A 14,525-nucleotide genomic window follows, 5' to 3' on the forward strand; every position below is an offset into this window, starting at 1 on the left:
GGGTTGCGCGGGGTGGACACGGTGGGGGAGCTGCTCGCCGAGTCGTCCGTGGTGCTCGCGATCTGTCCGCCCGCCGCGGCCGAGGACGTGGCGAACCTGGTGGCGGGCAACGGGTTCCGCGGGGTCTACGTGGACGCCAACGCGATCAGTCCACATCGGATGATCCGGATCGCGGAGTTGTTCGCGGACGTGGTGGACGGGTCGATCATCGGGCCGCCGCCCCGGCCGGACCGGTCCGCGCGGGTGTACCTGTCCGGGCCGGATGAGCTGGTTTCCTTGGTACACGGATTGTTCGTGGGTGGCGCGGCCGAGCCGGTGCGGCTGAGCCCGCGGATCGGCGACGCCAGCGCGCTGAAGATGGCGTTCGGTTCGTACAACAAGGCGAGCCACGCGCTGGCCGCGGTGAGCCAGGCGCTGGCGTCGGAGTACGGGGTGACTGCGGAGCTGCTGGCCGAGGCCGGGCGGGAGACGGAGAGCGCGCTGGCCAGGCCGCACCGGATGCCCGGGGTGGCCGCGCGGGCCTGGCGCTGGGCACCGGAGATGCTCGAGGCGGCCGAGTCGTTCGCCGCGGTCGGGCTGCCGGCCGAGCTCGCCACCGGGGCCGCCGCCGTGCTGGGCCGGTGGGAGGCCGACAAGGACGACGCCGACCTCGACGTCGCGGCGGCGTTGCGGCACCTGCGCCGGGGCCGTGATGACTGACTGGGTGGGCCGGCGGTTCGAGGTGGAGGTCGGGTCGGTCGCGCACGGCGGGCACTGCGTCGCGCGGGCCGAGGGCCGGGTGGTGTTCGTGCGGCACGCGCTGCCCGGCGAGCGGGTCGTGGTCGAGGTGACCGAGGACCGCGGCGGCTCCTTCTGCCGCGGTGACGCCGTTTCCGTGCTTTTGGCGTCACCCTCGCGGGTGCCGCCGCCCTGCCCGCTGGCCGTGCCGGGTGGCTGCGGCGGTTGCGACTGGCAGCATGCGTCCGGCGCGGAACAGCGGGCGCTCAAGGGTTTCGTGGTCGCCGAGCAGCTGCGCCGGCTGGCCGGCCTGGACGTCGCGGTCACCGTCGAGGAGCTCCCCGGCGGCCTGCTCGACTGGCGCACGCGCGTCCAGCTGGCCGTCGACGAGGAGGGCTGCGCCGGGTTCCGCGCCCACCGCAGCCATCACGTGGTGCCGGTCGCCGACTGCCCGATCGCCGCGCCGGGCACCGTCGACGCGGTGGCCGGCCGCCCGTGGACCCCGGGCGCCGAGCTCGACGTCACGCTGGATTCCTTGGGAAGCCTGCACATCGCCGAGGTGACCGACGGCCGCCCGCGGCTGGTCACGGGCTCCGCCGTCGCCGTCGAGCACGCCGCCCGCCGCGAGTGGCGCCTGGCGGCACGGGGTTTCTGGCAGGTCCACCCGGACGCCGCGGACGTCCTCGCCGAGGTGGTCGGCGACTGGGCCGCGTTGGCTCCGGGTCAGTGTGCCTGGGACCTCTACTCCGGGGTCGGCCTGTTCGCCGCCGTCCTCGCCGCCCAGGTCGGTCCCCAAGGGACGGTCCTGGCCGTCGAGTCCGCCGCCCGTGCCGCCGAAGACGCCGCCGGCAACCTCGCCGACCTCCCACAGGTCCGCGTCTTCCACGGCCGCACCGAACGCGTCCTCACCGCCCCCGACCTCCCGTCGCCGAACGTCGTCGTCCTCGACCCGCCCCGCCGCGGCGCCGGCCGCCCCGTCGTCGAAGCCATCACCGCCCGCGCTCCCGCCCGCGTCATTTACGTCGCCTGCGACCCCGCCGCCCTGGCCCGCGACGTCGCCACCTTCTCGTCGCTCGGCTATCCCCTCACCCACCTCCGCGCCTTCGACACCTTCCCCATGACCCACCACATCGAATGCGTCGCCCTCCTCGAACGGGCGTGACCATGGCGGGTAATCGTGTTGGCGTCTCACGTCGCTGTGTTGGCGCGCCACGTCGCCGTGTTGGCCCCTGACGCGGGCGTATTGGCTGGTGACGACGACGCCGGACACAGCTCACGGCGACCCCGACGCGCACTCGGCCAACGTGGCGACGCCACAAGTCAACATGGCCACGCCATGGGCCAACATGGCGACGTCGGAGGCCAACACGCCGGACGTCTAGTTTGCCGTCGGCTGGCGGATCAGTTCGACCTCCAATTGCAGCTCGATCTCCTTGGAGACGAGGACGCCGCCGGTTTCGAGGAGCATGTTCCAGGTGAGGTGCCAGTCTTCGCGGTTGATTTTGCCGTGGGCGGAGAAGATGGCGCGGTCGTTGTTCCAGGGGTCGCGGGCGTGGCCGAGGTATTCGATGTTCAGGGTGACCGGGCGGGTGGTGCCTTTGATGGTGAGGTTGCCGGTCATGGTGCCTCGGTTGCCGTTCCACGTGACCTGAGTGGAGGCGAAGGTTGCGGAGGGGTGGTTGGTGACGTCGAAGAAGTCCGCCGAGCGGAGGTGGTCGTCGCGCGCGGTGTCGCCGCTGTGGACGCTGGCCATGTCGATGGTGACGGAGACGTGGCTGTCCTCCGGGCGTTCGCCGATGGTGATGGTGCCGTCGACGCCGGTGAACCGGCCGCGCACCTTGGTCAGCATGAAGTGCCGGCCGACGAAGCCGACCTCGGCGTGGCCGGGGTCCAGCCGCCAGGTTCCCGCGGCGGGGAGTTCGGTCCCACCGAGCAGGCGGGTCGGTGCCGTTGTCGTGTTGCTCATGGTCTGGGGTTCCTTCCGTTCAAACTGTGTGCGTCTGCACGCACTTTAACAGGTGTGTGCAGACGCACGCAACGGTTATGCTGGCGGCATGCCGAAGGATGAGCCCGGACTCGACGCGTGGCGGGCGATGCTGCTGGCGTCGAACGCCGCGCTGCGGGCGATCGAGGCCGACCTGAGCCGTGCCGGGGGAATCCCCCTGACCTGGTACGACGTGCTGCTGGAGCTGAACGGGGAAGGGGGACGGCTGCGGATGCAGGAGGTCGCCGAGCGGGTCGTGCTCAGCCGCACCCGGGTGAGCCGGCTGGTCGACGAGATGGCGCGGGCCGGGCTGGTGCGCAAGGAGCCCGACGAGGATGACGGCCGGGTGGTGTGGGCGGTGATCACCGAGGAGGGCGGGCGCGAACTACGCGCCACCGCGCCGCGTTACCTGCGCGGCATCGAGGACCACTTCGCCGTGCACCTCACCGACGACGAGAAGAAGGTGCTGGCCGAGGCACTGGGGCGGGTGGCGAAGGTCCACCACGACACCGGCCGGAGCCGCCGGTAGTGGTCAGGTGGTGGCCGGGTCCGGTGGAGGCGGGGGAGACCAGCCCGGCGGTGGGCCCGGTTGCCCGGCCTGCTGAGGTGCGGCCCAGTTCGGCGGCCCGGCCGGCATGGGTGCGGCGGGTGGTGCGAATGGCGGGCCGGGGCGGACGGTCTGGGGCATGCCGGCCGGCGGTGTCGCCATCGGTGGCTGCGGCCCGGCGCCGGGCGGAGGCATGGGCGGTTGTCCGGCCGGGGGCAGGCCGGCGCGCTGGCGGAGCCAGTCGGGGATGTTGTCGTCGGAGCGGGGGAAGAAGCGGAGTTCGTCCTGGAAGCCGATGGGCGGCGGGAGGCGGCGCCAGCGGGGCTCGAGGTCGGGTTCGAAGTCGACGGTGAAGCTGCTGGGCGGCTCGAGGGCGTAGACGGCGGAGAGCCAGGTGCCGATGCCGGGGCGGTACATGCCCTGGCGCATCCGGCCGAGGCCGTCGACCACCTCCATGGGCGGGCGCATCGGGTGCTCGGCGCCGTCGGGGCCGGTCACGAACACGTCGACCTCGATGTGCCGGCCGGCGGAGCGGTACTCGGCGCGGATCCGGGTCCAGCCCGGTGGCGCGGCGCCGAGCAGGGCACGGCCGACCTGGCGGGTCAGCTGGTCCTGCTCCGCCTGGCTCATCGCCGGCAGCGGCTCACTCAACGTCCTCGTCCTCCCCGACCCCTGCTTCGAGGGTATGACCTTACCGGGTGAGGCGGCCGGTCGCGGGGCACTCGTAAACTGGCCGCGTCGGCTACGGGCGGGAACTCGACACTGGCGCTACGCCAGCGAGCCAAATAAGAGGTCACAGTCCGAAGGAGACCAGCCGCTTGTCGGCGTTGTGCGAGATTGGGGTGCGTGTCGTGACCTTGCTGGAGTCCGTCCGGGGACCGGCCGATCTCAACCGGATGAGCCACGAGGAGCTGGACCGGCTGGCCGCCGAGATCCGGCAGTTCCTCGTCGACAAGGTGACCACCACCGGCGGGCACCTCGGGCCGAACCTGGGTGTGGTGGAGCTGACCATCGCGCTGCACCGGGTGTTCGCCTCGCCGCACGACGCGGTGATCTTCGACGTGGGGCACCAGAGCTACGTCCACAAGGTGCTCACCGGCCGCCGCGACGGCTTCGACCGCTTGCGGCTGCAGGACGGCATCTCCGGCTACCCGAGCCGGGCGGAGAGCGAGCACGACCTGGTGGAGAACAGCCACGCCTCCACCGCGCTGTCCTACGCCGACGGCATGGCGAAGGCGTTCGCGCTGCGCGGTGAGCGCCGGCACGTGGTGGCCGTCGTCGGCGACGGCGCGCTCACCGGCGGTATGTGCTGGGAGGCGCTGAACAACATCGCCGCCGGCAAGGACCGGCCGATGGTGATCGTGGTGAACGACAACGGCCGAAGCTACTCGCCGACCATCGGCGGCCTGGCCGACCACCTCGCGACGCTGCGCACCCGGCCCGGTTACGAGCGCGCGCTGCAGGGCGGAAAGCGCGTGCTGCAGGGCACGCCCGTGGTGGGCAAGCCGGTCTACACCGCGCTGCACGCGGCCAAGAAGGCGATCAAGGACGCGCTCAGCCCGCAGATGATGTTCGAGGACCTCGGGCTGAAGTACCTCGGCCCGGTGGACGGCCATGATCTCGCGGCGCTGGAGTCGGCGCTGCGCCGGGCGAAGGCGTTCGGCGGCCCGGTCGTCGTGCATGCGGTGACCCGCAAGGGTTGCGGTTTCCCGCTGGCGGAGAACGACGAGATCGACCAGATGCACCAGACCGATCCGATCGACCCGCTCACCGGCAAGCCCACGACGGCCAAGGGCGCGTCCTGGACCAGCGTGTTCGCCAAGGAGCTGGCAAATCTTGGGGCGGAGCGGCCGGACGTCGTGGCGATCACCGCGGCGATGCTGCGCTCGACCGGGCTCGCCCCGTTCGCCGAGGCCTACCCGGACCGCTGCTTCGACGTGGGCATCGCCGAGCAGCACGCGGTCACCTCGGCCGCCGGCATGGCGATGGCCGGCATGCACCCGGTCGTGGCGATCTACTCGACGTTCCTCAACCGGGCGTTCGACCAGGTGCTGATGGACGTGGCGCTGCACCGGCTGCCGGTGACGTTCGTGCTGGACCGGGCGGGCATCACCGGGCCGGACGGCGCGAGCCACCACGGCATGTGGGACCTGTCTCTGCTCGGCGTGGTCCCCGGCATCCGGGTCGCCGCGCCGCGCGACGCCGTCACCCTGGCCGAGGAGCTGCGCGAGGCGGTCGGCACCGACGACGGGCCGACGGTCCTGCGCTTCCCGAAGGCCGCGGTCGGCGGCGAGGTGGCCGCGGTGGACCGGATCGGGCCGGTGGACGTGCTGCGCTGGCCGGGCCCGGCGGAGAGCGCGGACGTGCTGCTGGTGACCGTGGGCGCGTTCGCCGAGCTGGGGTTGGCGACGGCCGCGCGGCTGGCGGATCAGGGCATCGGGGTGACCGTCGTGGACCCGCGCTGGGTGGTGCCGGTGCCCGGTGAGCTGGTGGACGTCGCCGCGCGGCACCGGTTGGTGGTCACGGTCGAGGACAGCGGCCGGCACGGCGGTTTCGGCTGGGCGCTCGCGGCCGCGCTGCGGGACTCCGATGTGGACGTTCCGTTGCGGGATCTGGCCGTGCCCAACAAGTTCCACGCGCAGGGCACGCGGCCGGAGGTGTTCGTGCGGCTGGGGCTGACCGCGCAGGACGTGGCCCGGCGAATCACCGAGTGGGCCGCGGACCTGATCGGCGAGCGCCCGCAGGAGGTCGCCGCGCGGCCCGCCGAGGAGCGCGAGAGCCGCTAGGCTGGATCCTCGTTTTCCTTGGCGTACAAGGCATCCAACTCAGCGAGCAGCTCGGTGCCGAGCTTGACGAACTCGCGGAGCGCCTCGGATTCGAAGTCGAGCTCGAGGTTGTCCACCTTGATCCAGGCTCGGCCGCTGCCCTCGATCAGGTAGGTGAAGCGACAGTCGTCGGGCAAAGTGATCAGGGAACTGACCGACACGCCGGTGACCATGGCCGAGTGCTCTCCCATCCTCGACGGTAAAATGCGGTGACTAAGGGACCTCCTGATCGGGATTGTGCTCGACAATACGTGGGGTATCCCGTTATGACACTTCCCCAATCGGGTGATCTGGAGGGCAGCTCATCTCATGGCAACGCCTACGACGCGGCGGAAACAGCTCGGCTACGCGTTGCGGTACCTGCGCGAGCAAGCCGGCCTCGGGCAGGAGGAGGCGGGCAGCCACGTCGGGAAGCGGCAGGGCCGAATAGCCGAAATCGAGTCCGGGCAACGTGTCGTCTCCGCGGATGATTTGGCCACGCTGCTGAAGGTTTACCGGGTGACCGACCAGTCCCGCATCGATCTGCTGACCGAACTGCGCCGGGACAATTCTCATCGCGGCCGGTGGAATGGCCACCGCGCGACCTATCCCGAACAGTTCCGGATGTTCGTCGACCTGGAGGAGGACGCTGATCTGATCCGCACGGTGGGGGCCGAGGTCATTCCCGGCATCGTGCAGTGCGAGGAATATGTCCGTGCCATGTACGAGGAGCGGTCCCGGTTCGAGAACGCGCTCAGCGTGGAGGACTTCGTGCGAGCGCGGTTGGAGCGGCACGAGATCCTGGACAAGGCCGACGCGCCGGAGCTTCTGGTGGTCATGTCCGAGTCGGCCCTGCGCCGGATGCAGGGCGGCGCCGAGGTCATGCGTGCGCAGATCGACTACCTGATCACGTTGTCGCGGCGGCCCAACACCCAGATCCAGGTGCTGCCGTTCAGAACCCGTACCTACCACGGTGCATTCGTCAGTTTCCGGTTCACGATCCTCCGCATCCCCACGCCGGGCGCCGCTGGGCCGCTGGAGGTGGTCTACCTCGACCAGCTCGTCGATTTCCGTTACCTGGAGGACAAAACCGATATCACGGCGCACGATAGGTTGTGGCATCGCTTGTCCGCCGCGGCGCTGAGCCCCGAGGACACCCGGGCGTTCATGGGCGAGGTGGCTCGCGACTACTGACCTGTCCCCGCTCGTGCAAGGACAAGACCATGGCCGAGTTCCGCAAGTCCAGTTACAGCGACGCCAACGGCGCGGAGTGCGTCGAGGTCGCCGGCACGCTCGATGCCGTGCGTGACTCCAAGAACCCCGGCGTCCGCCTCGAGGTCGAGCTCGGCGCGTTCCTGACCGCCGTCAGGTCCGGCCGCCGCCTGGAGAACCGTTGATGCGCCTGGAGGAGCTCGCCGGCGAACTGGTCGACGTGCTGGCCGGGGAGGACCCGCTCAACGAACTCCTGCAGGGTTATCCGGGTTACGAGGACCGGCTGCCCGACATCGACGAGGCGGCCGGGCAGCGCCTGCGCGACCATGCGCTGCGCATCGCCCGGGAGGCGTCGGGGCTCGACCCGGGCGACGAGGTCACCCGTGGCGTGGTGATCCAGCAGGCCGGGGCGGTCGCCACCCGGTTCGACGCGCGGCTGGTCGAGCACACCATGGTCAACCACCTGACCGCGCCGTTCGCCATCCTGTCCATTCTGTCCCAAGTAGAGGGTGGAAACCTGCTGGCACGCCTGGAAAGCGTGCCGGGCTTCCTGGCGTCGGCGGCGGAGCGGCACCGGGCCGGAGTGGCCGCCGGCCGGCTTCCGGTCGGCTCGCTGGTGCGTGCTGCGATCGGGCGGATCGACGCCTACCTCGCCGATCCCGCCGCCGACCGGTTGCGCCGGCCGGAGACCGAGGACGTACTCGACCGGAAGGTGCGCCCGGCCGTCGCCGCCTACCGCGCGGTGCTGCACGACGAGCTCGCCTCCGCCGGCCGCCCCGATGACCGTCCCGGATTGTGTTGGCTCCCTGGCGGATCCGACACCTACGCCGCGCTCGTCCGGATGCACACCACCACGGGGCGGAACCCGGACGAGCTGCACCGCACCGGCCTCGAGCTGATCGAGCGGTTGGCCGGCGAGTACCGCGAGATCGGTGCCGCGGCGCTGGGCACGCGCTCGGTCGACGAGGTGCGCCAACGGATGCGCACCGACCCCGCGCTGCGTTTCCGCGACGCCGCCGAGGTGCTGTCAACCTGCCGTTCCGCGATGGACCGCGCCGAGGCCGTCCTGCCCCGCTGGTTCGCCCGCCTCCCCACCCACCGCTGCGGCCTCGCCCCCGTCCCCGAGCTCGACGCCCCGACCGCGTCCAGCGCCGGCTACCAGCCCGGCCCCCTCGACGGCTCCCGCCCCGGCGTCTTCCACGTCAACACCTACCGCGCGAGCGAGCGCGACCGCTGCGTCGCCGAGGCCAACACCTTCCACGAGGCCGTCGGGCACCACATCCAGATCACCCTCGCCCAGCAGCTCACCGGCGTGCCGACGCTCCGCCGCGTCGCCTGGATCAACCCCTACATGGAAGGCTTCGCCCTCTACTGCGAGCGCCTCGCCGACGAGATGAACCTCTACTCCGACCACGTCGCCCGCCTCGGCATGCTCGCCAACGACTCCATGCGCGCCGCCCGCCTCGTCGTCGACACCGGCCTGCACCACCTCGGCTGGCCCCGCCGCCGCGCCGTCGACTACCTCCGCGCCAACACCGTCATGAGCGAAGTCGAGATCCAGTCCGAAACCGACCGCTACATCGAATCCCCCGGCCAGGCCCTCTCCTACATGATCGGCCGCCTCGAGCTCGACCGCCTCCGCGCCCGGACCGAACGCGCCCTCGGCACCTCCTTTGACATCCGCGCATTCCACGACCTGATCCTCAGCACCGGCCCGGTGCCGATGGCCGTCCTGGACGACGTGGTCGCCTTGTGACCATGTTGGCGTCTCACGTCGTTGTATTGGCACGACGCCACCTGCCAACACGCCGACGCCAGAGGCCAACACAGCAACGTCAGCGGCCAACATGCCCGGACTGGGCACGTGATGATCTGCCGCGGCGGGGTTAGGGCTGCGTCTCGGTGAAGGATTTCAGGGCTTGGATGGTGCGTTGGCTTTCCTGGCGGAACTGGCGCAGGACGAATGGTTGGAGCGGTTTCAGCGGCCAGGGGAGGGTGAGGGTGACGAGCCGGGCGACGTGGACGCCGGCTGGGGTTGGGGTGAGGGTGTAGGTCACGTGGATGTCGATGGTGCCGAGGGAGCGCGGCTTCATGGTCATCGGTTGGTGGAAGGTGACGCGGTTTGGTGGGTCCAGCTCGGTCACCGTGCCGTGGCGCGTCCCGCTGGGGCTGGATTCGGTGTAGGTGGTTCCGGCCGTGATCGGGTCGGCGCTGATCTCGGTGGTGCCGGCATAGGCTGCCGAGGAGGTGAGCCAGCGGTCGTAGCCGCGCAGGTCGGTGATGAGCTGGAAGACCGTGTCGGCAGAGCTGTGGATCTCGGTTTCGAAGGAGAGCTCCACCATGCCCGGACCACCTTTGCTCGTGCCGCGTTGCCGTGCGGCAGCGTAGTGGCGGCTACCAGTGCAGGGGGAGGGTGGCCAGGAACGCGGTGAGATGTCGGCGTAGCCGGCGTCGGGGTCGTTCAGCACGATTCCGGCCCCGGTGCCGCGGAACCGGCCTTCGAAATAGGCACCGGATTTGTCCGGCGTGGTCCATGATCGGTGGTGCGCTAACTGGCCCTTCGTGTGGTGATCTGTGAGACCCGCTGCGGGCTGATGCCGAGAATCGCGGCGACATCGCGAACGGAGAGGCCGTGCGCGACCAACAGTTCCGCCGCTGCGCTGGTACGGGCGGTCGCGGAGGCAGCGATTTGGTCGGCCTGCTCGCGCAGTGTTCGTACCTCGGCGGCGGTCACGTCCACTTCTGGATCACCGGTGCGATAGTCGTACGCCAGACGAAGGAGCGGCATATCCTCGTCGGGTCGGTCAACTGCCATCACGACGACCTCACGTACCGCGCGGTCAAGCGCGGGAAGGGTGCGAGCGTACGTGTGTGCGCCCGCCAGCTCGGGGACGTCCGCCAGCCAGGCTCCGTTCTCCCGGGTCACGACCACCCGGTAGACGTGCTCGCTCATCGCAGCCATCCTTTCCCGAACGCGACCTCGAGATCTCCCTCGATCGCCCGGAGCGTTCCCGCCGGAATGTCCCCTGGATGCTGTGCCACCGTCGTGAAGGCGACTGCCTCCGCGCCTGTGGCACGATCCGTGTAGGTGGCCTGGTAGCGGCGGTGCGAGCCGGTCTGCCGTGACATCACGCCACCCAACCGCTCGATCCGCCGGTTCACCTCACGGGCTTTCACAATGATATGTCTATCTAGTAGACACCACAACCGTCAACTGGCTAGACACTATCGGGTGATGGCGGAGGTCCAGGAACCTTGATCGGGGTCCGGTCGTTCATGACCTCGTACGAGGTGCCGGGCGGCGGCGGGGGCGGATGTGCGAATACGGTGAGGTTGTGCGGATTCTGATCGTGGAGGACGAGCGGCCGTTGGCTGAGGCGGTGGCTCGTGGGCTGCGGCGCGAGGGTATGGCCGTGGACGTCGCGTTGACCGGGGACGAGGGCCACGAGAAGGCCTCGATCACCCGGTACGACGTGGTGGTGCTGGACCGTGACCTGCCGGGCATGACCGGGGACGAGCTGTGCCGGGAGATCGTCCGGTCCGGGCAGCTCACCCGGGTGCTGATGCTGACCGCGAGCGGCGCGGTGGAGGAGCGGGTCGAGGGGCTGTCCCTCGGCGCCGACGACTACCTGGCGAAGCCGTTCGCGTTTCCCGAGCTGGTGGCGCGGGTGCGGGCGCTGGCCCGGCGGGCGACGCCGGTGACACCGCCGATCCTGCAGGCCGCGGACGTCGAGCTGGATCCGGCGCGGCGCACGGTCACTCGCGCGGGGCGGCCGGTGGAGTTGACCCGCAAGGAGTTCGGCGTGCTCGAGGTGCTGCTGGCCGCGGGCGGGTCCGTGGTGAGCAGCGAGGAGCTGCTGGAGCGGGTGTGGGACGAGAACGCCGACCCGTTCACCACCACGGTGCGGGTCACCGTGATGACGCTGCGCAAGAAGCTGGGTGAGCCGGGCATCATCGACACCGTGGTCGGCTCGGGCTACCGGGTGCCGGTGGCGAGCCGCCGAGATGGCAGCTAAGCGGCGAAGCCCCGGGCTGCGCGGCCGGATCACGCTGCTCACCACCGGCCTCGTGGCGATGGCCGGCGGGCTGCTGCTCTGGCTGGGCTGGGTCCTGGCCGGCGACGTGGGCGCGTCCGTCCCGTCGTTCCCGCCCGGGACCACGATCGAGGTGGACGGCGTTCCGGTCGAGGTCGGGCAGCTCGCCTCGGCTTTGCGGCACGACGCCCAGGCCCGGGTGCTGCAGGCCGGGTCGATCGCGCTGGTCTGCGTCGTGCTGGCGGCCGCGCTGCTGGCCTGGACGATCACCGGCCGGGTGCTGCAGCCGCTGCGGGATGTCACCGCCACCGCGCGCCGGCTGTCCGTGGAGTCGCTCGGCGAGCGCATCGGCCACCGCGGGCCGCGCGACGAGGTGGCGGAGCTGGCGGACACGTTCGACGCGATGCTGGACCGGTTGCAGGCCGCGTTCGCCTCGCAGCGCCATTTCGTCGCCAACGCCTCGCACGAGCTGCGCACCCCGCTGTCGGTGATCCGCACCGAGCTGGACGTGACGCTGGCCGACGCCAACGCCGACGTTGCCGAGCTGCGCCGGATGGCCGAGGTGGTGCGCGCCGCGACCCTGCGCGCCGGGCACCTCGTCGAGGCGCTGCTGCTGCTCGCCCGCACCGACGGCCTGGGCATCGCCGTCGCCGAGCCGGTCGACCTCGCCACCGTGGTCACGTCCGCCTGGCGTGCCGTCCGCGCCGAAGCCGAGCGCCGGCACATCACCGCGTCGTTCCTCGGCGACACCGCCCCCACCGTCGGCGACCCCGCCCTGCTCGAACGCGTCGCCGGCAATCTTCTCGAGAACGCCGTCCGGCACAACGTCGACGGCGGCTGGATCGAGGTTCGCCTCGACCGCGCCCCGGCCCACTCCTGCCTGCGGGTCAACTCGTCCGGCACCCTCGTCGACCCCGACCGCGTCGGCGAGCTCTTCGAACCCTTCCGCCGCGCCGGCCCCGACCGCACCGCCCAGACCGGCACCGGTCTCGGTCTGTCGATTGTCCGCGCCGTCGTCCTCGCCCACCGCGGCCTGGTCACCGCCGACCCCGTCCCCGGCGGCGGCCTCACCGTCACCGTCCAACTTCCTGCGGTATAGCGTTCTGTCACTATTCGCGGTTCCGTTTACCCTCGATCGTGTTACTCCGTTTGTCCTTGTTGGACGGTACTTTCAGAAGGGGAACGGAGGTGCGCGATGTCGATCAGGAATAGTCTTCGTGTGTCCATTGTGGGCGGCATGATCGTGGCGATGGCGGCGGTTTCCGTGCCGTCCGGCGTTGCCGAGGTGGTGGCGCCGGATCGGGTGATCTCCACCGCCATGACGGCGGATCCCGGCGTCCTCATCGTGGCGGACTCGTCGGACTCGGTGAATGGCGGCAAGACCAAGATCAAGAAGCACTGGTGGGGGTTCGCCGTCTTCCTGAACTCCGAGGACGCGAACATCGTGATCGGGGGAGGTGCGGCCGCGGCCGCGTTGCTGTCACGGTTGGGCCTGCCCGGCGCGATCGTCGCGACCATTCTGGCGATCGGGGTCGGTGTCCTGACCGCCTGCCGGGGAAAGAACGGTATCTATATTCACGCCGCCTGGATCGGCCCGTCGTGGTGTAAGCGTCAGTAGCCAATCCAGCGGAGACGCCCAGACCCACGGCTGTTTCAAGATCACCTGAGTGGTTGCTGTTTGCTGATGGGACTGTGGTGACGCCAGGTACTCCAGTGGCTGGCGAAGTCGTGCGATGAAGGACGCTTTCCTCACGCTGGGCGTGAGAAAGGACGCCTTCCTCGCATCCACTCCACAATGGACACTGAGGTGTCGCACGGCTCGGCACCACCGGCACGCCACCGGCCTCGGGTAGCACCGCCTGAGGCGCCACCCAAACGATCTTGAAACGGCCCTGCGCCCAGACCGGTGCCGGTCAGTTCGGCGCCGGTCTGGTCCTGTCCATGGTCGGGGCCGTAGCTTGTCTCTTGTGAAGATCGATCTGTTCAACGAGATCCAGAACCCGCGGCCGTGGCCGGAGGGGCATGAGGGGCGGAAGTTCGCGGAGACGCTGGAGCAGGCGAAGTTGGCTGATGAGCTGGGGTATGGATGCTGGTGGCAGGTGGAGCACCACGGGGCCGGGGAGTTCAGTTTGTCGTCTGCGCCGGAGTTGATGCTGGCGGCGATCGCGCAGCACACCACGCGTATCCGGCTGGGGCATTCGGCGGTGCTGGCGCCGGCCCGGTTCAACCATCCGATCCGGATCGCGGAGCGGGCGGCGACGCTCGACCATCTCAGTGGCGGGCGGGTGGAGTTGGGGTTGACCCGCTCGACGATTCCGGAGTGGCGGCTGTTCAACATCGACCCGGAGGAGGCCCGGGACCAGACGCGGCAGGCGTTCGAGATGGTGCCGGGGATCTGGATGTCGGAGCGGTTCTCCTACCACAGCGAGACGTATCAGATCGACGATGTGCGGATCGGGCCGAAGCCGGTGCAGCGGCCGCATCCGCCGCTGTGGCAGGCGGCGACCAGTCCCGCGTCGTTCGAGGAGGCCGGCCGGCGCGGGGTCGGGGTGCTGGGCACGACGATGTGGGAGTCGCTGGAGCGGGCGGGGCGGATGGTGGCGCTGTACCGGGCGGCGGCGCGGGCGTGCACCGAGCCGGCCGGCGCGTTCGTGAACGACCAGATCGCCTACTTCACGTTCGTGCACTGCGCGGACACCGACGAGGAGGCCATGCACAACGGCGCGGCGGCCGCGGCCGCGTGGTACACGGTGACCGCGCTGACGTTCTTCGAGGCGGCCAGCGCGTTCGTGGAGATGACTCAGCGGCACCAGCAGCTGCTCGAGTCCGCCGGCGGCGGCGGTCTCGCCGGTGAGTTCCTGCGCGGCGAGGCGGGCAACGCGCCGACCGAGGCGCAGCTGCTGATCGGCCGGGTGCTGCAGGGCGAGCACGTGCCGGACGACGAGATCTTCACCGTGCTCAGCGCCCAGGACTCGCTGATCGTGGGCAGCCCGGACACCTGCCGCAAGAAGCTCCAGGCCTACGCGAACCTGGGCATCGACCGGCTGATGTGCCTGCAGCAGATCGGCGGCATGCCGCACGACAAGGTGATGAAGAGCATCCGGCTGATCGGCGAGCTGATCCCCGAGCTCGACCGGGAGTGACCCCCGCCCGCGTGTCCAACTGAAATCTTCATGGTCGACCGATGCCGCACGCACTGGTTGTCAAGTGGCTGCCGTGCGGAGAAT

The 14,525-nt window shown here is 70.4% G+C and carries 17 protein-coding genes; 11 read left to right on the forward strand and 6 right to left on the reverse strand.

Annotation, left to right across the window (positions count from 1 at the left end; all coding sequences use genetic code 11):
• Together VGR06_RS06085 and VGR06_RS06090 are read left to right on the forward strand one after the other, a co-directional pair.
• The coding region (locus VGR06_RS06085; protein WP_327557972.1) for a DUF1932 domain-containing protein at positions 1-699 on the forward strand (699 nt) is incomplete at its 5' end.
• Positions 692-1,879: a class I SAM-dependent RNA methyltransferase gene (locus VGR06_RS06090; RefSeq protein ID WP_327557973.1), complete on the forward strand. Its 1,188-nt coding sequence runs from the start codon at positions 692-694 to the stop codon at positions 1,877-1,879. The genes VGR06_RS06085 and VGR06_RS06090, both read left to right, overlap by 8 nt.
• Positions 1,880-2,095: 216 nt before the next feature.
• Here VGR06_RS06090 and VGR06_RS06095 read toward each other — a convergent pair whose 3' ends face one another.
• Positions 2,096-2,683: a YceI family protein gene (locus VGR06_RS06095; RefSeq protein ID WP_327557974.1), complete on the reverse strand. Its 588-nt coding sequence runs from the start codon at positions 2,681-2,683 to the stop codon at positions 2,096-2,098.
• Between the two features lie 88 nt (positions 2,684-2,771).
• On the opposite strand from VGR06_RS06095, the gene VGR06_RS06100 reads away from it, so the two are divergent.
• Positions 2,772-3,230, forward strand: coding sequence for a MarR family winged helix-turn-helix transcriptional regulator (locus tag VGR06_RS06100; RefSeq protein WP_327557975.1), 459 nt, complete (start codon positions 2,772-2,774; stop codon positions 3,228-3,230).
• 3 nt (positions 3,231-3,233) lie between these two features.
• On the opposite strand, the gene VGR06_RS06105 is transcribed toward VGR06_RS06100, so the two are convergent.
• A complete protein-coding gene (locus tag VGR06_RS06105; RefSeq protein WP_327557976.1) occupies positions 3,234-3,899 on the reverse strand; it encodes a hypothetical protein in 666 nt (221 codons plus the stop codon).
• Between the two features lie 200 nt (positions 3,900-4,099).
• Between VGR06_RS06105 and dxs the strand changes: the two genes are divergently transcribed.
• On the forward strand, positions 4,100-6,034 hold the full coding sequence (gene dxs, locus VGR06_RS06110) for a 1-deoxy-D-xylulose-5-phosphate synthase (protein ID WP_327557977.1): 1,935 nt from the start codon (positions 4,100-4,102) through the stop codon (positions 6,032-6,034).
• On the opposite strand, the gene VGR06_RS06115 is transcribed toward dxs, so the two are convergent.
• The gene (locus VGR06_RS06115; RefSeq protein ID WP_327557978.1) at positions 6,031-6,264 is read right to left on the reverse strand and encodes a hypothetical protein; all 234 of its coding nucleotides are present in this window, start codon (positions 6,262-6,264) and stop codon (positions 6,031-6,033) included. The genes dxs and VGR06_RS06115 overlap by 4 nt on opposite strands.
• 118 nt (positions 6,265-6,382) lie before the next feature.
• On the opposite strand from VGR06_RS06115, the gene VGR06_RS06120 reads away from it, so the two are divergent.
• From VGR06_RS06120 to VGR06_RS06130, 3 genes are read left to right on the forward strand one after another with little or no spacing between them, the layout of a single operon-like run.
• Complete coding sequence (locus VGR06_RS06120) at positions 6,383-7,246, forward strand: helix-turn-helix transcriptional regulator (protein WP_327557979.1); 864 nt, start codon at positions 6,383-6,385, stop codon at positions 7,244-7,246.
• A 29-nt stretch (positions 7,247-7,275) separates the two neighbouring features.
• Positions 7,276-7,449, forward strand: a complete 174-nt coding sequence (locus VGR06_RS06125; RefSeq protein ID WP_327557980.1) for a DUF397 domain-containing protein — start codon at positions 7,276-7,278, stop codon at positions 7,447-7,449.
• On the forward strand, positions 7,449-9,020 hold the full coding sequence (locus VGR06_RS06130; protein WP_327557981.1) for a DUF885 domain-containing protein: 1,572 nt from the start codon (positions 7,449-7,451) through the stop codon (positions 9,018-9,020). Before VGR06_RS06125 ends, VGR06_RS06130 begins: the two co-directional genes overlap by 1 nt.
• 130 nt (positions 9,021-9,150) lie before the next feature.
• Here VGR06_RS06130 and VGR06_RS06135 read toward each other — a convergent pair whose 3' ends face one another.
• The 3 genes from VGR06_RS06135 to VGR06_RS43795 all read right to left on the reverse strand — a co-directional run bounded on the left by VGR06_RS06135 (position 9,151) and on the right by VGR06_RS43795 (position 10,441).
• Complete coding sequence (locus tag VGR06_RS06135) at positions 9,151-9,606, reverse strand: SRPBCC domain-containing protein (protein ID WP_327557982.1); 456 nt, start codon at positions 9,604-9,606, stop codon at positions 9,151-9,153.
• Positions 9,607-9,812: 206 nt separating this feature from the next.
• The gene (locus VGR06_RS06140) at positions 9,813-10,217 is read right to left on the reverse strand and encodes a hypothetical protein (protein ID WP_327557983.1); all 405 of its coding nucleotides are present in this window, start codon (positions 10,215-10,217) and stop codon (positions 9,813-9,815) included.
• Positions 10,214-10,441, reverse strand: coding sequence for a type II toxin-antitoxin system HicA family toxin (locus tag VGR06_RS43795; protein WP_414637164.1), 228 nt, complete (start codon positions 10,439-10,441; stop codon positions 10,214-10,216). The genes VGR06_RS06140 and VGR06_RS43795 overlap by 4 nt, the downstream gene beginning before the upstream one ends.
• Before the next feature lie 158 nt (positions 10,442-10,599).
• Here VGR06_RS43795 and VGR06_RS06145 point away from each other — a divergent pair, with 158 nt between their 5' ends.
• The 4 genes from VGR06_RS06145 (at position 10,600) to VGR06_RS06160 (ending at position 14,441) form a co-directional block, all read left to right on the forward strand.
• Positions 10,600-11,280 carry a response regulator transcription factor gene (locus VGR06_RS06145; protein ID WP_327557984.1) on the forward strand — a complete coding sequence of 227 codons (681 nt, stop codon included), beginning with the start codon at positions 10,600-10,602 and terminating at the stop codon, positions 11,278-11,280.
• The gene (locus VGR06_RS06150; protein WP_327557985.1) at positions 11,270-12,397 is read left to right on the forward strand and encodes a HAMP domain-containing sensor histidine kinase; all 1,128 of its coding nucleotides are present in this window, start codon (positions 11,270-11,272) and stop codon (positions 12,395-12,397) included. Before VGR06_RS06145 ends, VGR06_RS06150 begins: the two co-directional genes overlap by 11 nt.
• Positions 12,398-12,526: 129 nt before the next feature.
• Positions 12,527-12,916, forward strand: a complete 390-nt coding sequence (locus VGR06_RS06155; protein WP_327557986.1) for a hypothetical protein — start codon at positions 12,527-12,529, stop codon at positions 12,914-12,916.
• Positions 12,917-13,265: 349 nt separating this feature from the next.
• Positions 13,266-14,441: an LLM class flavin-dependent oxidoreductase gene (locus VGR06_RS06160; RefSeq protein WP_327557987.1), complete on the forward strand. Its 1,176-nt coding sequence runs from the start codon at positions 13,266-13,268 to the stop codon at positions 14,439-14,441.
• Positions 14,442-14,525 lie beyond the last annotated feature (84 nt).

This window comes from Actinophytocola sp., assembly GCF_036002505.1.
GTDB lineage: Bacteria > Actinomycetota > Actinomycetes > Mycobacteriales > Pseudonocardiaceae > DASYTH01.

Coding starts and splice junctions, on each gene's coding strand:
- VGR06_RS06090 (WP_327557973.1), top strand. CDS start 692: ATGACTGACTGGGTGGGCCGGCGGTTCGAGGTGGAGGTCGGGTCGGTC.
- VGR06_RS06095 (WP_327557974.1), bottom strand. CDS start 2,683: ATGAGCAACACGACAACGGCACCGACCCGCCTGCTCGGTGGGACCGAA.
- VGR06_RS06100 (WP_327557975.1), top strand. CDS start 2,772: ATGCCGAAGGATGAGCCCGGACTCGACGCGTGGCGGGCGATGCTGCTG.
- VGR06_RS06115 (WP_327557978.1), bottom strand. CDS start 6,264: ATGGGAGAGCACTCGGCCATGGTCACCGGCGTGTCGGTCAGTTCCCTG.
- VGR06_RS06120 (WP_327557979.1), top strand. CDS start 6,383: ATGGCAACGCCTACGACGCGGCGGAAACAGCTCGGCTACGCGTTGCGG.
- VGR06_RS06125 (WP_327557980.1), top strand. CDS start 7,276: ATGGCCGAGTTCCGCAAGTCCAGTTACAGCGACGCCAACGGCGCGGAG.
- VGR06_RS06130 (WP_327557981.1), top strand. CDS start 7,449: ATGCGCCTGGAGGAGCTCGCCGGCGAACTGGTCGACGTGCTGGCCGGG.
- VGR06_RS06135 (WP_327557982.1), bottom strand. CDS start 9,606: ATGGTGGAGCTCTCCTTCGAAACCGAGATCCACAGCTCTGCCGACACG.
- VGR06_RS06140 (WP_327557983.1), bottom strand. CDS start 10,217: ATGAGCGAGCACGTCTACCGGGTGGTCGTGACCCGGGAGAACGGAGCC.
- VGR06_RS06150 (WP_327557985.1), top strand. CDS start 11,270: ATGGCAGCTAAGCGGCGAAGCCCCGGGCTGCGCGGCCGGATCACGCTG.